At 73.1% G+C, this 14,989-nt stretch carries 14 protein-coding genes; 12 read left to right on the forward strand and 2 right to left on the reverse strand.

Annotation, left to right across the window (positions count from 1 at the left end):
• Nucleotides 1-130: 130 nt before the first annotated feature.
• The 7 genes from ssd (at nt 131) to CV755_RS25020 (ending at nt 5,122) form a co-directional block, all read left to right on the forward strand.
• Nucleotides 131-1,240 (forward strand): septum site-determining protein Ssd, encoded by a 1,110-nt coding sequence (gene ssd, locus CV755_RS24990; RefSeq protein ID WP_109282524.1) that lies wholly within the window; start codon nt 131-133, stop codon nt 1,238-1,240.
• The gene (locus CV755_RS24995) at nt 1,237-2,394 is read left to right on the forward strand and encodes a TadA family conjugal transfer-associated ATPase (protein ID WP_109282525.1); all 1,158 of its coding nucleotides are present in this window, start codon (nt 1,237-1,239) and stop codon (nt 2,392-2,394) included. Before ssd ends, CV755_RS24995 begins: the two co-directional genes overlap by 4 nt.
• On the forward strand, nt 2,391-3,293 hold the full coding sequence (locus CV755_RS25000; RefSeq protein WP_109282526.1) for a type II secretion system F family protein: 903 nt from the start codon (nt 2,391-2,393) through the stop codon (nt 3,291-3,293). Before CV755_RS24995 ends, CV755_RS25000 begins: the two co-directional genes overlap by 4 nt.
• Entirely contained in the window at nt 3,290-4,075 is a 786-nt protein-coding gene (locus tag CV755_RS36340) for a type II secretion system F family protein (protein WP_109282527.1), read from the forward strand. The genes CV755_RS25000 and CV755_RS36340 overlap by 4 nt, the downstream gene beginning before the upstream one ends.
• Before the next feature lie 166 nt (nt 4,076-4,241).
• A complete protein-coding gene (locus tag CV755_RS25010; RefSeq protein ID WP_164503318.1) occupies nt 4,242-4,439 on the forward strand; it encodes a DUF4244 domain-containing protein in 198 nt (65 codons plus the stop codon).
• Nucleotides 4,426-4,788: a TadE family type IV pilus minor pilin gene (locus tag CV755_RS25015; RefSeq protein WP_109282529.1), complete on the forward strand. Its 363-nt coding sequence runs from the start codon at nt 4,426-4,428 to the stop codon at nt 4,786-4,788. The genes CV755_RS25010 and CV755_RS25015 overlap by 14 nt, the downstream gene beginning before the upstream one ends.
• Nucleotides 4,766-5,122 carry an Rv3654c family TadE-like protein gene (locus CV755_RS25020; protein WP_109282530.1) on the forward strand — a complete coding sequence of 119 codons (357 nt, stop codon included), beginning with the start codon at nt 4,766-4,768 and terminating at the stop codon, nt 5,120-5,122. Before CV755_RS25015 ends, CV755_RS25020 begins: the two co-directional genes overlap by 23 nt.
• Here the strand turns inward: CV755_RS25020 and CV755_RS25025 are convergent, their stop codons facing one another.
• Nucleotides 5,123-7,606, reverse strand: coding sequence for a DEAD/DEAH box helicase (locus CV755_RS25025; RefSeq protein WP_109282531.1), 2,484 nt, complete (start codon nt 7,604-7,606; stop codon nt 5,123-5,125).
• Between the two features lie 54 nt (nt 7,607-7,660).
• Here CV755_RS25025 and bldG point away from each other — a divergent pair, with 54 nt between their 5' ends.
• The 5 genes from bldG (at nt 7,661) to CV755_RS25050 (ending at nt 13,720) form a co-directional block, all read left to right on the forward strand.
• Nucleotides 7,661-8,002: an anti-sigma factor antagonist BldG gene (bldG, locus tag CV755_RS25030; protein WP_109282532.1), complete on the forward strand. Its 342-nt coding sequence runs from the start codon at nt 7,661-7,663 to the stop codon at nt 8,000-8,002.
• Nucleotides 8,003-8,117: 115 nt separating this feature from the next.
• Complete coding sequence (locus tag CV755_RS25035) at nt 8,118-8,558, forward strand: ATP-binding protein (protein WP_109282533.1); 441 nt, start codon at nt 8,118-8,120, stop codon at nt 8,556-8,558.
• 366 nt (nt 8,559-8,924) lie between these two features.
• Nucleotides 8,925-11,309: a sodium-translocating pyrophosphatase gene (locus CV755_RS25040; protein WP_109282534.1), complete on the forward strand. Its 2,385-nt coding sequence runs from the start codon at nt 8,925-8,927 to the stop codon at nt 11,307-11,309.
• Between the two features lie 232 nt (nt 11,310-11,541).
• Complete coding sequence (locus CV755_RS25045; protein ID WP_109282535.1) at nt 11,542-12,114, forward strand: small secreted protein; 573 nt, start codon at nt 11,542-11,544, stop codon at nt 12,112-12,114.
• Between the two features lie 70 nt (nt 12,115-12,184).
• Nucleotides 12,185-13,720, forward strand: coding sequence for a DUF7059 domain-containing protein (locus CV755_RS25050; protein WP_193553473.1), 1,536 nt, complete (start codon nt 12,185-12,187; stop codon nt 13,718-13,720).
• Nucleotides 13,721-13,824: 104 nt separating this feature from the next.
• On the opposite strand, the gene CV755_RS25055 is transcribed toward CV755_RS25050, so the two are convergent.
• Nucleotides 13,825-14,928, reverse strand: a complete 1,104-nt coding sequence (locus CV755_RS25055; protein WP_153068750.1) for a recombinase family protein — start codon at nt 14,926-14,928, stop codon at nt 13,825-13,827.
• Nucleotides 14,929-14,989 lie beyond the last annotated feature (61 nt).

The raw sequence follows: 14,989 nt of genomic DNA on the forward strand, positions 1-14,989 counted from the left end.
CGCTGAGTTGTCCACAGTTTTTGACCAAGATCCACACGATTTCCCGGTTCGTTGCACGGTGATTCCGCACGAGTTCCGCGACGTTCGCAGAGGCGCGAGCGCGGCGTGAGACGTGGAGGAGGGGAGAGCCGTGACGGGATCCATCACATCCGATTGGCCTGCCGCCGCCGGGGAGCGGCAGGGAAGACCGTTGATTGTCACCGAGGACGAAGCGCTTCTGGACGATCTGCTGCGATTGTGCGCCGCGGCCGGCGCCGTGCCGGAGGTCGCCCAGGCGCCACCGGGACGCGGCGGGAGCTGGGCCGCCGCGCCGCTGGTCCTGGTGGGGGACGACTGCGCGGCCCGGATGGGCGGCGCCGTGCACCGCGAGGGCGTGGTGCTGGTCGGCAGCGACCCGGACGACCCCGGCATCTGGCAGCGGGCCGTGGAGATCGGCGCCCGCCATGTGGTGGTGCTGCCCGACGGCGAGAGCTGGCTGGTGGACCGGATCGCCGACGCGGTGGAGGGCGCCGGGCGCCCGGCGCTCACGGTCGGGGTGATCGGCGGCCGGGGCGGCGCCGGGGCCAGCACGCTGGCCTGCGCCCTGGCCGTCTGCGCGGCCCGGGCGGGGCACCGCACCATGCTGATCGACGGCGATCCGCTGGGCGGCGGCCTGGATGTGCTGCTCGGCGGTGAACGGGCGGAGGGGCTGCGCTGGCCGGCCTTCGCCGGGTCACGGGGCCGGGTGGCCGGCCGCGCCCTGGAGGAATCACTGCCCGAACTGCACGGGCTGCGCCTGCTGAGCTGGGACCGCGGCGACTGCGCGGCCGTCCCGCCGGAGGCCATGCGGGCGGTGCTGGCCGCCGCCCGCAGGCGCGGGGGAATTGTGGTGGTGGACCTGCCGCGCAGACTGGACGGCGCCGCCGCCGAAGCACTGGAACAGCTCGATCTGGGGCTGCTGTTGGTGCCCTCCGAGCTGCGGGCGGTGGTGGCGGCACACCGGATCGCGTCCGTGGCCGGGATGATGCTGGGCGAACTCCGGCTGGTGGTGCGCGGCCCCTTCGGGCCCGGGCTGGACGGTGGCGAGGTGGCCCGGCTCCTGGGCCTGCCGCTCGCCGGTGAACTGCCCCTGGAACCAGGGCTGTCACAGTCCCTGCTCGCCGGCCGCCCGCCGGGCGGGAACGAGAAGGGGCCGCTCTCCCGGTTCGGCACCGAGTTCTGGCAGCAGGCCCTGGTGGAGGACGGGGGTGTGCCGGTATGAGCACCGCCCTGCTGGACGCCGTGCGGCTGCGGCTGGCGGAGAGCGGCGCGGAGCCCACCCCGGCACGGGTCGCCGAGGCCCTGCGTGGTGAGGGACGGCTGCTCGGGGATGCCGAAGTGCTGGGCATCGTTACCCAGTTGAGGTCGGAACTGGTCGGGGCCGGGCCGCTGGAGCCGCTGCTCGCCGAACCGGAGGTGACCGATGTGCTGGTCACCGCGCCCGACCAGGTCTGGGTGGACCGCGGCACCGGCCTGGAGCGCTCGGAGGTGACGTTCCCGGACGCCGCGGCGGTGCGCCGGCTCGCCCAGCGGCTGGCCGCGATCGCCGGGCGGCGGCTGGACGACGCCCGGCCCTGGGTGGACGCCCGGCTGCCGGACGGCACCCGGCTGCACGCGGTGCTTCCCCCGGTGGCGGTCGGCTCGGCCTGCCTGTCGCTCAGGGTGGTGCGCCCCAGGGCGTTCTCCCTGGACGAACTCGTCGCGGCCGGAACGGTGCCGCCCGGCGGCCAGTGGCTGCTGCGCGCGGTGCTGGACGCCCGGCTCTCCTTTGTGATCAGCGGCGGGACGGGCTCGGGCAAGACCACGCTGTTGTCCACCCTGTTGGGGCTGGTCGCGCCGGACGAGCGGATCGTGCTCGCCGAGGACTCCGCCGAACTGCGCCCCGATCATCCCCATGTGGTGCGGCTGGAGACCAGACCGGCCAACCAGGAGGGCACCGGCCTGGTGACCCTGCGGGACCTGGTGCGCCAGGCACTGCGCATGCGGCCGGACCGGCTGGTCGTCGGGGAGGTCCGCGGTCCGGAGGTCACCGACCTGCTGGCCGCCCTCAACACCGGCCATGAGGGCGGCTGTGGAACGGTTCACGCCAATGCCGCGGCGGATGTGCCGGCCCGGCTGGAGGCGCTGGGCTCGACCGCCGGGCTCGACCGGGCGGCCCTGCACAGCCAGTTGGCGGCCGCGCTCTCGGTGGTGATCCACCTGGTGCGGGACCGCACCGGCCGGCGGCGCATCGCCGAGGTGCATGTGCTGGCCCGTGACCGGGCCGGCCTGGTCACCACCGTGCCGGCCGCCGTCCGGGGGCCCAAGGGCTTTGACCGGGCGGCCGGTTGGCCCAGGCTCGCCGCGCTCTGCGGGCGTGCCGGGGGTGCGCGATGAGGGCGGCGGCCGGAGCGCCGCAGGCGCTGGCGCTGTGCGCGGCGCTGCTGTGCGCGGCCATGGCGGTGTGGCTGTCGGCCAGGCAGGGGCAGGAGTTGCGGCGGCTGCGGACGCTCCTCGCCGGCGGCGGTTCCCTGACCGCGGCCGGCCCCGCCCCATGGGCGAAGGCGGAGGAGGCGCTCGGCCGGCTGAGGCAAGTCCTCGGTGAGCGGCGGGAGTTGATGTGCCTGCCGGTCGGCTGTGCGGTCTCCTTGCTGGGGCGGTCGCTTCTGCCGCTGCTCGGTTCGCTGATGGCCGTGCCCCTGGTGCGGCGGTGGCTGGCTGCCCGGCGGCTGCGGCGTGAACGGGAGAGCCGGGAGGCCGCAGTGATCGAGCTGTGCGGGACCGTCGCGGGTGATCTCCGCGCGGGGCGGCAGCCCGGCGAGGTGCTGGCCGGGGTCCGTCTGCCGGAGCTCGGTTCCGCCTGGCCGGCGGTGTCGGCGGCGGCCAGATACGGCGGCGAGGTGCCGGCTGCCCTGCGCAGAGCGGCCGGGCAGCCGGGGGCCGAGGGGCTGAACGCCATGGCCGCCTGCTGGCAGGTGGCCGTCGAGGGCGGCGCCGGGCTCGCCGCCGGACTGGAACGGATCGGTGCCGCGCTCAGCGCCGAGCGCGATCAACGGGAGGAGCTGGCCGCCCAGTTGGCCGGAACCAGATCCACCGCGGTGATGCTCGCCCTGCTGCCCGTCCTGGCTCTCCTGATGGGCAGCGCGCTCGGGGCCGATCCGCTGCGGGTGCTGCTGCACACCCCGGCCGGGCTCGGTTGCCTGGCCCTGGGCGGCCTGCTGGAAGGCGCCGGGGTCGTCTGGACCCGGCGGATCGTCCAGGTGGCGGGAGCGCCGGAAGGCAGGCGCGGGGGATGAGCCGGGGGTATGACCTCGATCTGGTCCTGGCGGCCGTGCTGGTCCTCGCGGCCGGTTGTGCGGTGGCCGGGCTGCATGGAATCCGCCTGCGCAGATCGGCCGGGCGCCGGGCGATGCGGCTGTTCGGGCGGCCCGCGGAGGATGCCCCGCTGAGCCGTCTGGGCGCGCGGGCCCGGCGGTGCGCCGGCTCACCGGGCGTCAGCGAGGCGGCCGGGGCAGGAGTCCTCTCCTTCGCCGTGCTTGGTGGTGTTCTGGGGGCTGTGGTGGCGGCCGCCGTCGGCTACGCCGTATGGCGCCGGCGCCGGGCGCGGCCGGCGGCCCGCGCGGCGGCGGTTGCCGCACGGCAGGTGCTCGACCAGCTTCCGCTGGCCGCCGACCTGCTGGCCGCCTGCCTGGCCGCCGGAGCCGCGCCCCGTGCGGCGGCCGAGGAAACCGGCGGATCGCTGGGCGGACCGCTGGGGGAGCGGCTGGCCCAGGCCGCCGCGGAGCTGCGGCTGGGTGGCGACCCCGCCACCGCCTGGGGCCGGCTGGCCGAACTGCCCGGGGCGCGGGGCCTGGCCCTGTGCCTGGAACGGGCGCATGAGACCGGCGTCCCGGCGGTGGAGCCCATGTCCCGGCTGGCCGGGCGCCTGAGGTCCGCGCAGGCCCGGGCGGCGGGCATACGAGCCCGGCGCGCCGGAGTGCTGGCCACGGCTCCGCTGGGGCTGTGCTTCCTCCCGGCCTTTCTGACGGTCGGTGTGGTGCCCATGGTCATCGGACTGGCCGGCGGGCTGCGCCCCTGAGGTGCGACCGGCCCGCGAAGTCATCCCGGCCCGGCGGCCGGAGGCGCCGGGCGGGACCGACGTGGTGGCTCCGGCAGTCCGGAGCACATGACAAGAGCACGAGATCCAAAGACCCAAGAACCAGAACACCAGGCCCGGAACGGGCAATCGAGGCAAGGGGATGGAAATGGTTATGCGGTGGTGGGGGCGGCGGCGGGCCGCGCTGCGGTCGGCCGGAGAGCAGGGCATGTCCACGGCGGAGTACGCGGTCGGCACCGTGGCCGCCTGCGCCCTGGCGGCGGTGCTTTACAAGATCGTCACCAGTGGGGCGGTGAGCGCGGCCCTGCAGGCGATCATCGAGAAGGCGCTCCATGCGGCGGTCTGAGGGCGGCCACGGTTCCGACGGGGGCTATGTCACGGCCGAGGCGGCCCTGGCGCTGCCCACGCTGGTGCTGGTCGGCATGGCGCTGATCTGGGGGCTGATGGCCGCGTGCACCCAGATCCGGTGTGTGGACGCGGCCCGGGCCGGGGCTCGCGCCGCGGCCCGTTCGGAGCCGCCGGCGGTGGCGGTGGCGGCGGCGAGGTCCGCCGCTCCCGCCGGGGCCGGCATCACGGTGAGCCGGGAGGGGGACCTGGTGCGGGTGCGGGTCGAGGCCCGGACGGCCGGGCCCGGGCCGCTGGCGGTCCGGCTGGGCGGAGAGGCGGTGGCCCTTGCCGAAGACACGGTGGGGTGACACCGGAAGCGCCTCGGTGTGGACGGCGGTGGTCGCCGGCGCGCTGTGCGCCGTCTTCGCGGTGCTGCTGGCCATGGGCCAGGCGGTGCTGGCCCGGCACCGGGCGGGCGGCGCGGCGGACCTGGCCGTGCTGGCGGCCGCCGACCACGCCCTGCTGGGCGAGGAGGCGGCCTGCGGCCTGGCCCGCCGGGTGGCCGCCGCCCAGCGGGCCCGGGTGATGCGGTGTGCGCTGGACGGCGAGATCGCCGAGGTCTCGGCGGAGGCGCGGACCGGACCGTATGCCGTGCGGGCCCGGTCCCGGGCCGGGCCCGCCGTGCCCCGGGCCGATCCCTGATCAGCCGGCCGCCTTGCCGCCGGTCGCCGGGGTGCCGCCGGGCTCCCGTGGCGGGGCGTCGGCCAGCAGCCGGGTGAGCAGCCTGATGGCCGCCTTCTTGTCCAGCGGGTCGTTGCCGTTGCCGCACTTGGGGGACTGGATGCAGGACGGGCAGCCGGACTCGCACTCGCAGGCGGCGATCGCCTCACGGGTGGCCGTCAGCCAGGAGGCGGCGGTGTGGAAGGCCCGCTCGGCGAAGCCCGCTCCGCCGGGGTGGCCGTCGTAGACGAACACCGTGGGCAGCAGGGTGTCCGGGTGCAGGGGCACCGAGACACCGCCGATGTCCCACCGGTCGCAGGTGGCGAACAGCGGCAGCAGGCCGATGGAGGCGTGCTCCGCGGCGTGCAGGGCGCCGCCCAGGGCGTCGGGGTGGACGCGGGCCTGGTCCAGCTGCTCCTCGGTGACCGTCCACCACACCGCGCGGGTGCGCAGCGTACGCGGTGGCAGGTCCAGCTTGGACTCGCCGAGGACCTCGCCGGTGATCAGCTTCCGGCGGAGAAAGGAGACCACCTGATTGGTGACCTCGACCGAGCCGAAACACAGCCGGGCATCCCCCCAGGGGATCTCGGTGCTGGTCTCCAGGATGGAGATGGCGGTGGTGTCCCGGGCGGTCGTCGAGTACGGCGGGTCGGCCTGTTCCACCAGGGCGACCGAGTCCTCCAGGTCCAGCCGGCGGACCAGATAGCTGCGGCCCTGGTGGAGGTGGACCGCGCCCTCGTGCACGGTGGTGTGCGCGGCCGCGGCGTCCACCGTGCCCAGCAGCCGTCCGGTGCCCTCCTCCACCACCTGGACGGGCCTGCCGCCCTCGCCCCGGATGTCGGTGAGGTCGGCGGCCCGTTCCCGGCGGGTCCAGTGCCAGACGCTGCCCCGGCGCCGCAGCAGCTTGCGGGCCTCCAGCTGGGCCAGCAGGCCGGGGGCCTCGGGACCGAAGAGCGCCAGGTCGGCCTCGCCGAGCGGCAGTTCCTCGGCCGCCGCGCACAGGTGGGGGGCCAGCACATAGGGGTTGTCCGGGTCCAGCACGGTGGATTCGACGGGCTGGTCGAAGAGGGCCTCGGGGTGGTGCACCAGATAGGTGTCCAGCGGGTCGTCCCGGGCCACCAGGACGGCCAGCGCGCCCCCGCCGGTACGGCCCGCGCGTCCGGCCTGCTGCCACATGGAGGCGCGGGTGCCGGGATAGCCGGCCAGCAGCACCGCGTCCAGGCCGGCGACGTCGATGCCCAGCTCCAGCGCCGAGGTGGCGGCCAGGCCCAGCAGTTCGCCGGAGTGCAGGGCGCCTTCGATGGCCCGGCGTTCCTCGGGGAGGTAGCCGCCGCGGTAGGCGGCGACCCGGGAGGGGAGGGAACGGTCCACCGCGGCCAGTCGCTCCTGGGTTATCAGCGCCACCAGCTCCGCGCCGCGCCGGGAGCGGGTGAAGGCGACGGTGCGCACCCCCTGGACGGCGAGGCCGGTGAGCAGGTCCGCGGTCTCGGCGGTGGCGGTGCGGCGGACCGGTGCGCCGCGTTCCCCGTGCAGCTCGGTGAGCGGCGGCTCCCACAGGGCGAAGACCACCTCGCCGCGCGGGGAGGCGTTCTCGGTGACCTCGGCCACCGGGACTCCGGTGAGCCGGCCGGCGGAGACGGCCGGTTCGGAGGCGGTGGCGGAGGCCAGCAGGAAGACCGGCTCGGATCCATAGCGGGCGCAGAGGCGGCGCAGCCGGCGCAGCACCTGGGCCACATGGGAGCCGAAGACCCCCCGGTAGCTGTGGCACTCGTCGATGACCACAAAGCGCAGGGCGCGCAGGAAGGAGGCCCATCTGGGGTGGGCGGGCAGGATGGAGCGGTGCAGCATGTCGGGGTTGGTGAGCACATAGTTGGCGTACTGCCGCACCCACTCCCGCTCCTCGACCGGGGTGTCGCCGTCGTAGACGGCGGGGCGGACCGCCTTGCCCAGCGGGGCGGCCAGTTCCTGGACGGCGCGCCGCTGGTCGGCGGCGAGCGCCTTGGTGGGGGCGAGGTAGAGCGCGGTGGTGCCGCGCCCGTTGGGAGCCTCGGAGCCGTCCAGCAGGGTGCTCAGCACCGGCGCCAGATAGGCCAGCGACTTGCCGGAGGCGGTGCCGGTGGCCACCACCGCCGACTCGCCGCGCAGGGCGTGCTCCGCGGTGGCCGCCTGATGGGCCCAGGGGCGGGCGATTCCGGCGGCCCGGATGGCCTCGGTGACCTCCGGCCGGATCTTCTCCGGCCAGGGGGCATGACGTCCGGGACGAGGGGGCAAGTGCTCCGTATGAGTGATGCGTGCAGCCCGGCCTGGCCCGGTGGCGAGTCGGTCGAGGATCGCCCGGGGAGCGGGATGTACGCCCGCCTGCGGCGGGAGTTGATCGTGAGCCATCGACATCGAGTGTGTCACTGGCGTGACGGACAATGGCCCCAAGGCGTCGTGCGCGCCTGCCGGTAAGTGATTGAATGCCATCGCGGCTGCCGATCCATGGGGGGCGACCGCTCGATGCAAGGTGCTGGAGGATCCGTGGACCTGTCCCTGTCGACCCGGACCGTAGGCGACCGAACGGTCGTCGAGGTCGGTGGCGAGATTGATGTGTACACCGCGCCCAAGCTGCGTGAGCAGCTGGTCGAGCTTGTCAACGACGGCAACTACCACCTTGTGGTGGACATGGAGCGTGTCGACTTCCTCGACTCGACCGGTCTCGGCGTTCTGGTCGGCGGCCTGAAGCGGGTACGTGCGCATGAGGGCTCGCTGCGTCTGGTGTGCAACCAGGAGCGCATTCTGAAGATTTTCCGTATCACCGGTCTGACCAAGGTGTTCCCGATCCACACCTCGGTCGATGACGCGGTGTCCGCGACCGACTGACGGTCGCCGGACGACATCGTCACACGGGGGTTCCGGGCCGCGGGGCTCGGTGCCTCCGTGAGCTGGCCCGGTCCCCCTGGCGGGAGCCCGGGCACGTACGCCTGAGGGGGATGGCATGGCCACCGTCGAACTGCTTTTCAGTGCCCTTCCCGAGCACGTCCGTACCGCCCGTCTGGTGGCGGCCGCGGTGGCGCGCCGGGCCGGGGTGGACGAGGCCGTGCTGGACGAGGTACGGCTCGCCGTCGGCGAGGCGTGCTCCCGGGCGGTGGGCCTGCACGCCAGCAATGAGATCCCCACGCCGGTCCGGGTGGTGCTGATCGAGGAGGAGAAGAAGTTCTCCATCGAGGTGGGGGACGACGCTCCGCGGGCGGTCGCCGTCGAGGCCGTCGCCGGAGGCGCGGCGGGTGCCGCCGAGGAGGCCGGCGCGGACGGGGACGATGAGATGGGCCTCGCCGTGATCAGCGGTCTGGTGGACGACGTCGAGGTGACGGCGGGCGAGAGCGGGGGCGTGATCCGGATGAGCTGGCCGACCACCCCGGCGTCCGTGGTTCCCTAGCGCGCCGGCGCCGGAACGTAGCGGCAGCTACGTCATATGCGGCAGACGCCACTGCCGAGTTGGCGGTAGTCGGCGACGGTGCCGGTACCCCGCCTAGGTCGGCGGGCGGGTGGCGCGGTATTTCCCGGAGATCGTTGTCGGAGACGGTTTTCGCGGCCGGTCTTCACCCGGCCCCCATGGCGGCCGCGCGGGGTGTTCACCCGGCTTTCACCGGCCGCAGGCTCATTCCATTACGGCGTACTGTTTCTGATCTCGCCATGCTCCCTACAATCCGTCCATCTTGAGCTCAGGACGCCTGAGCGTGGCGGCTGTTCCGTCGTCGCGGTGCGGCCGCGCGCCCATGTGCCAAACGTCTAAGGAGGACGAATGGCGGGGCACTTCACCCCTGAACAGGTGGACTTCACTCAGAATCTCGCGGTCGAACTCACCGGCGGCAACCGCACCATCGTGATCGTCATCGCGGCCGTCGCGCTCGCGGCGCTCGTGGTGGCCGTGATGCTGGTGCGGCAGGTGCTTGCCGCGGACGAGGGCACCGACAGCATGAGGAGAATCGCCGCGGCGGTCCAGGAGGGCGCCAACGCCTATCTGGCCCGGCAGTTGCGCACCCTCGGCGTGTTCGCCGTGGCGGTCTTCTTCCTGCTGATGCTGCTGCCCGCCGACAACTGGTCGCAGCGGCTGGGGCGTTCGGCCTTCTTCCTGGTGGGCGCGCTCTTCTCGGCGGCCACCGGATATATCGGCATGTGGCTGGCGGTGCGCAGCAATGTGCGGGTGGCCGCCGCGGCCCGTGAGGCGACTCCCGCGCCCGGGGAGCCGGAACGGGATCTGACGGCGGTGTCGCACCACGCCATGAAGATCGCATTCCGGACGGGCGGTGTGGTCGGCATGTTCACCGTCGGCCTGGGCCTGCTGGGCGCCTCCTGTGTGGTGCTGGTGTACGCGGCGGATGCGCCCAAGGTGCTGGAGGGCTTTGGCTTCGGCGCGGCCCTGCTGGCGATGTTTATGCGGGTCGGCGGCGGCATCTTCACCAAGGCCGCGGATGTGGGCGCCGACCTGGTGGGCAAGGTGGAGCAGGGCATTCCGGAGGATGATCCGCGCAATGCCGCCACCATCGCCGACAATGTGGGCGACAATGTGGGCGACTGCGCGGGCATGGCGGCCGACCTCTTCGAGTCCTACGCGGTGACCCTGGTGGCCGCGCTGATCCTGGGCAAGGCCGCCTTCGGCAACGCCGGACTGGCCTTTCCGCTGCTGGTCCCGGCCATCGGCGTGCTCACCGCGATGGCCGGCATCTTCGCGGTGGCCCCGCGCCGCGCCGACCGCAGCGGGATGACCGCCATCAACCGGGGTTTCTTCATCTCCGCGCTGATCTCGCTGGCCCTGGTGGCGGTGGCGGCCTTCGTCTATCTGCCGTCCAGCTACGCCGACTTGAAGGGGCTGGGGGACGCGGCCATCCGCGGCCACCATGGCGATCCCCGGGTGCTGGCGCTGGTGGCGGTGGCCATCGGCATTGTGCTGGCGGCGCTGATCCAGCAGCTCACCGGCTACTTCACCGAGACCAGCCGGCGGCCGGTGCGGGACATCGGCAAGACCTCGCTCACCGGCCCGGCCACCGTTGTGCTCTCCGGGATCTCGGTCGGCCTGGAATCGGCCGTCTACTCCGCGGTGTTGATCGCGCTGGCGGTGTACGGGGCGTTTCTGCTGGGCGGTTCCTCCATCATGCTGGCGCTGTTCGCGGTGGCGCTGGCCGGGACCGGCCTGCTGACCACGGTCGGGGTGATCGTCGCCATGGACACCTTCGGCCCGGTCTCCGACAACGCCCAGGGCATCGCCGAGATGTCCGGTGATGTCCAGGGCTCGGGCGCCCAGGTGCTCACCGACCTGGACGCGGTGGGCAACACCACCAAGGCCATCACCAAGGGCATCGCCATCGCCACCGCGGTACTGGCGGCCTCCGCGCTGTTCGGCTCGTACCGGGACGCCATCGCCACCGCGGTGCACGATGTGCACGCCAACTCCGGTGCCATGGGGCTGAGTCTGGACATCTCGCAGCCCAACAACCTGGTGGGGCTGGTGCTGGGCGCGGCGGTGGTCTTCCTGTTCTCCGGGCTGGCCATCAACGCCGTGTCCCGTTCGGCGGGTTCGGTGGTCTATGAGGTGCGGCGGCAGTTCCGCGAACACCCCGGGATCATGGACTACAGCGAAAAGCCGGAGTACGGCCGGGTGGTGGACATCTGCACCAAGGACGCGCTGCGCGAACTGGCCACGCCCGGACTGCTGGCGGTGATGGCGCCCATCGCGGTGGGCTTCTCGCTGGGGGTGGGCGCGCTCGGTTCGTACCTGGCCGGGGCGATCGGCACCGGCACCCTGATGGCTGTCTTCCTGGCCAACTCCGGTGGCGCCTGGGACAACGCCAAAAAGCTGGTGGAGGACGGGCATCACGGCGGCAAGGGCAGTGAGGCCCATGCGGCCACCGTCATCGGGGACACGGTGGGCGATCCCTTCAAGGACACCGCCGGGCCCGCCATCAACCCGCTGCTGAAGGTGATGAACCTGGTGGCGCTGCTGATCGCCCCGGCGGTGGTGAAGTTCTCCTATGGCGACGACGCCAACCGGGGACTGCGGATCGCGGTGGCGGTGCTGGCGGCCGTGGTCATCGTGGGCGCGGTCTATGTCTCCAAGCGGCGCGGGGTCGCGGTGGAGGCGGAGGGCGACCGGTCGGCCGAGACGGTCGGTCCGGCGGTGGTGTCCTGACCCGGGGCGGACGGCGAGCGGATACGGGCGGCGCAATGCCGCCCGTATCCATGTCCGTGACCGGGAGACGTCGCCGGAGGCGCCGGCCAGGCGCCGCCGGGAATGCGGCGAAGACCACGCCGAGTTTGGTGCAAATGGCGCGAATCACCGCATAGGGCCTGCCCTGTTCGTGGTCGGCACCCGCTGGACGTGTAAGTTCCGGGGCCGGAGAGCCACTGAAGGGACCGAACCGGTGAACAAGAAGCTTCTGACCGCACTGTCCGGCGGTGCGGCACTTGTCCTGGCACTGACGGGTTGCGGCGGCGGTGACGACAGCGGCAAGAAGCTCGACAAATGGGCCAAGCAGGTCTGCGACCAGATGCAGCCTCAGGTGAAGAAGATCCAGGACGCCAACTCCTCGATCGCCTCGATGAAGTCGGAGGAGGACTCCAAGAAGGTCCAGCAGACCGACTCCGCCGCCTTCCAGGCCAACGCCGACGCCTACAAGGAACTCGCCTCGGCGGTGAACAACGCCGGAGCGCCGCCGGTCAAGGACGGTGCGACCAGCCAGAAGAACGCCGTCAAGGCGCTCAATGACCTCTCCGCCGCCTACACCGGGCTGAAGAAGAAGGTGGAGGGCCTCAACACCAATGACAAGGCCAAATTCGCCAGCGGCCTGGACTCCATCGGCAGCGACATCCGCCAGCTCACCGGCAAGAGCCAGGACGCGCTGAACAACCTGCAGTCCGGCGATGTGGGCAAGGCCATGGTCAAGCAGCCGGCCTGCAAGAACAGCTCGGCGAGCGGTACTCCGACCACCAAGTGACCCGCCGTCGGCCGCAAGACCCGGTGCATTGCGCGCCGGGTCTTCGCCGTTGTCAGTGGTGCCCGCGACAATGGTGACCGTGAGTACGCTTCCCTCCGCCGAAGACCCCGCGCGCACCGCCCGCCTGCGCGACGCCCTGCTCGCCGCCGCCTTCACCGCGGACGGCCTGCTCGATCTGCTGGGCGCCTCCGCCTATGCCGCCCTGGCCCGCAGCGAGACCGTCCCCGCGCTGCGCGCCACCCGGGGGGACGGCCCGCTGGAGACCCTGGTCCGGCTGTTCCTGCTGCAGCGGCCGGTGGAGTACGCACGGGCCGAGGCCGCGCTGCCGGTGGAGGAGTGCCTGGCCGACGGCTGGCTGGTGCGCGATGGCTCCAAGGTCCGGGCCAGTGTGGACGTCCGTCCCTACGGCGGGCCGGAGGGGCAGGACTGGTGGATCGTCTCCGACCTCGGCTGTGCGGTCGGCGGGGCCGGCGGGATCGCCTCCGGCTCGGCCGGTCCGGCCGGGGTGGACCGCTCCGAGCTGGTCCTCGGCGTGGGCGGCGCCTCCACCACGCTGGCCGGGATCACCGTACGCACCCCGGTGGACAGCGCCCTGGACCTGGGCACCGGCTCCGGCATCCAGGCGCTGCACGCCGCCCAGCACGCCGGCCGGGTCACCGCCACCGACCTCAACCCCCGCGCCCTGCACATCGCCCGGCTCACCCTGGCGCTCTCCGGCGCCCGGGCCTCGGATCTGCGCCGGGGCTCGCTGTTCGAGCCGGTGGCCGGGGAGCGCTATGACCTGATCGTCTCCAACCCGCCGTTTGTGATCTCGCCCGGAGCCCGGCTGACCTACCGGGACGGCGGGATGGGCGGCGACGACCTGTGCCGGGAGCTGGTCCGGCGGTCCGCCGGCCACCTCAATGACGGCGGCTACTGCCAACTCCTGGCCAACTGGCTGCACTTGGACGAGCAGGACTGGCGGGAGCGGCTGGCCTCCTGGGTGCCGGCCGGCTGTGACGCCTGGATCGTCCAGCGCGAGGTGCAGGATGTGGCCCAGTACGCCGAGCTGTGGCTGCGGGATGCCGGGGACCACCGCACCACGCCCGAGGAGTACGCGGCCCGCTATGACGCCTGGCTGGAGGAGTTCGAGGCGCGTGGCGCCAAGAGCGTCGGCTTCGGCTGGATCACTCTGCGCAAGTCGGGCGCCGACCGTCCCTCGGTGACCGTGGAGGAGTGGCCGCACCCGGTGGAGCAGCCGCTGGGCGAGCACATCCGGTCCCACTTCGAGCGGCAGGACTTCCTGCGTGCCCACGATGACGCGGCGCTGCTCGGCACCCGCTTCCGCCTGGCCGATGAGGTGGTGCAGGAGCAGGTCGGGCTGCCCGGCGCGGAGGACCCGGAGCATGTGGTGCTCCGTCAGGGCCGGGGCATGCGCCGGGCCACCAAGGTGGATACGGTCGGCGCCGGGTTCGCCGGGGTCTGTGACGGGACACTCAGCGCGGGCCGGATCGTGGATGCCATCGCCCAGCTGCTGGGGGAGGATCCGGTGCTGCTGCGCGACCGTACGCCGGAGTCCATCCGGCTGCTGGTGGAGCAGGGCTTTCTGACGCCGGTGGGTGACTGAGGGGCGGGGCTCGCCGGCGCCGGGTGCGGTTCGTGGGGCCCGTACGCCCGGTGGCCTGTCCGGCGCGGGCCGGTGGGGGCTGGGCGCGCAGTTCCCCGCGCCCCTTATGGGGCGGCCCAGAGGCTGTCCGTCCGGTAGACCGGTTCCAGCAGGCCGGGGTCGAAAGGTGCCCGGGTGGCGCGGCCCGGTGGCAGCGGGCGGATCACCACCGCCCGCAGCACCTCGCCGATCGCCGTCCGCTTCTGGGCGAGGTCCAGGGCATCCCAGCGCTCCTCGGTGAAACCTGCCAGCAGATTGTGCAGGGCCTGCCGGGCCAGATACGCCTCCCGCTGCCGCTCGGCCTCCTCGATGCGCCGGGCGGGCGGGCGCTCGGCCGCCCGTAGCGCGTCCAGGTCCGGCTCGCCCGGCCAGGGGGTGTGGTCGGGGGTCAGCCGTCCGCAGCGGTCGGCCAGGGCCCGGGCCACCAGCCGTTCGATGTGCTGGTCCACCAGGTCCATGCGCCGGGCCAGGCCCCGGCAGTTGGACGAGTTGCAGGCGTAGGAGCCGTGCGGGGTCCGTTTGCTGACCGGATTTCCGACCAGTGGCGAATCGCACACCTGGCCGGAGAGATTCAGCCGTCCGCAGCGCAGGATTCCGGACAGCAGATACTTCCCGGCCGCCCTGGCCGCCGGGCGGGTCCGAGGGCGCCGTGCCCGCTCCGGATCAGCGGTGAGATCGGCCGGGTTGATCTTGTAGTAGCCGTTGTAGCGGGCGCACAGCCGCTTCCACTCCTCCGGGGTCGCCACCGTCTCCCAGCTGCCACGTCTGGGCTCACCGGTGTCCGGATCCAGCACGATGGCACCGCCCAGCGCCCGGTAGCCGCAGACGGCCGGATTGGTGATCATGTTGCGCACGGTGGTGCTGGTCCACCGCCCGCCCTTGGCCGTGGCTATGCCCTCACGAATCAGCCATTGGGTAATGGTCCGTTCCGACTGTCCGGCCAGCGCCATATCGATGGCGGCGCGCAGATAGCGGGACTCCACGGGATGCAGCACCTGGTTGTGGCCCCGACCGGCCTTTTCGTCCGCCGCCAGCCAGCCGAAACGGCGCGGACCGCCCGGTCCGTCGCCCCGCCCGGCGGGGGCGCGCCGGCCGTCCTCCGCCGGTGCGCCGGCCCCCGGCGCATCGGGCAGCCCGGGCACCAGCCCCGGTGGCGACGTAGCCTTCATTAAGACCTTCGGAGAATGCGACCGGCTAGTGTACTGGTTGGTACGTACATTACCGTTCGAG

This window comes from Streptomyces orinoci (genome assembly GCF_003121295.1).
Lineage (GTDB): Bacteria > Actinomycetota > Actinomycetes > Streptomycetales > Streptomycetaceae > Streptomyces > Streptomyces orinoci.

What these genes read in the sequence shown, in the direction of transcription:
- CV755_RS24995 (WP_109282525.1), top strand. Translation starts at nt 1,237, where the DNA reads ATGAGCACCGCCCTGCTGGACGCCGTGCGGCTGCGGCTGGCGGAGAGC.
- CV755_RS25000 (WP_109282526.1), top strand. Translation starts at nt 2,391, where the DNA reads ATGAGGGCGGCGGCCGGAGCGCCGCAGGCGCTGGCGCTGTGCGCGGCG.
- CV755_RS36340 (WP_109282527.1), top strand. Translation starts at nt 3,290, where the DNA reads ATGAGCCGGGGGTATGACCTCGATCTGGTCCTGGCGGCCGTGCTGGTC.
- CV755_RS25010 (WP_164503318.1), top strand. Translation starts at nt 4,242, where the DNA reads ATGGTTATGCGGTGGTGGGGGCGGCGGCGGGCCGCGCTGCGGTCGGCC.
- CV755_RS25015 (WP_109282529.1), top strand. Translation starts at nt 4,426, where the DNA reads ATGCGGCGGTCTGAGGGCGGCCACGGTTCCGACGGGGGCTATGTCACG.
- CV755_RS25025 (WP_109282531.1), bottom strand. Translation starts at nt 7,606, where the DNA reads ATGGCATTCAATCACTTACCGGCAGGCGCGCACGACGCCTTGGGGCCA.
- CV755_RS25035 (WP_109282533.1), top strand. Translation starts at nt 8,118, where the DNA reads ATGGCCACCGTCGAACTGCTTTTCAGTGCCCTTCCCGAGCACGTCCGT.
- CV755_RS25040 (WP_109282534.1), top strand. Translation starts at nt 8,925, where the DNA reads ATGGCGGGGCACTTCACCCCTGAACAGGTGGACTTCACTCAGAATCTC.
- CV755_RS25050 (WP_193553473.1), top strand. Translation starts at nt 12,185, where the DNA reads ATGGTGACCGTGAGTACGCTTCCCTCCGCCGAAGACCCCGCGCGCACC.
- CV755_RS25055 (WP_153068750.1), bottom strand. Translation starts at nt 14,928, where the DNA reads ATGAAGGCTACGTCGCCACCGGGGCTGGTGCCCGGGCTGCCCGATGCG.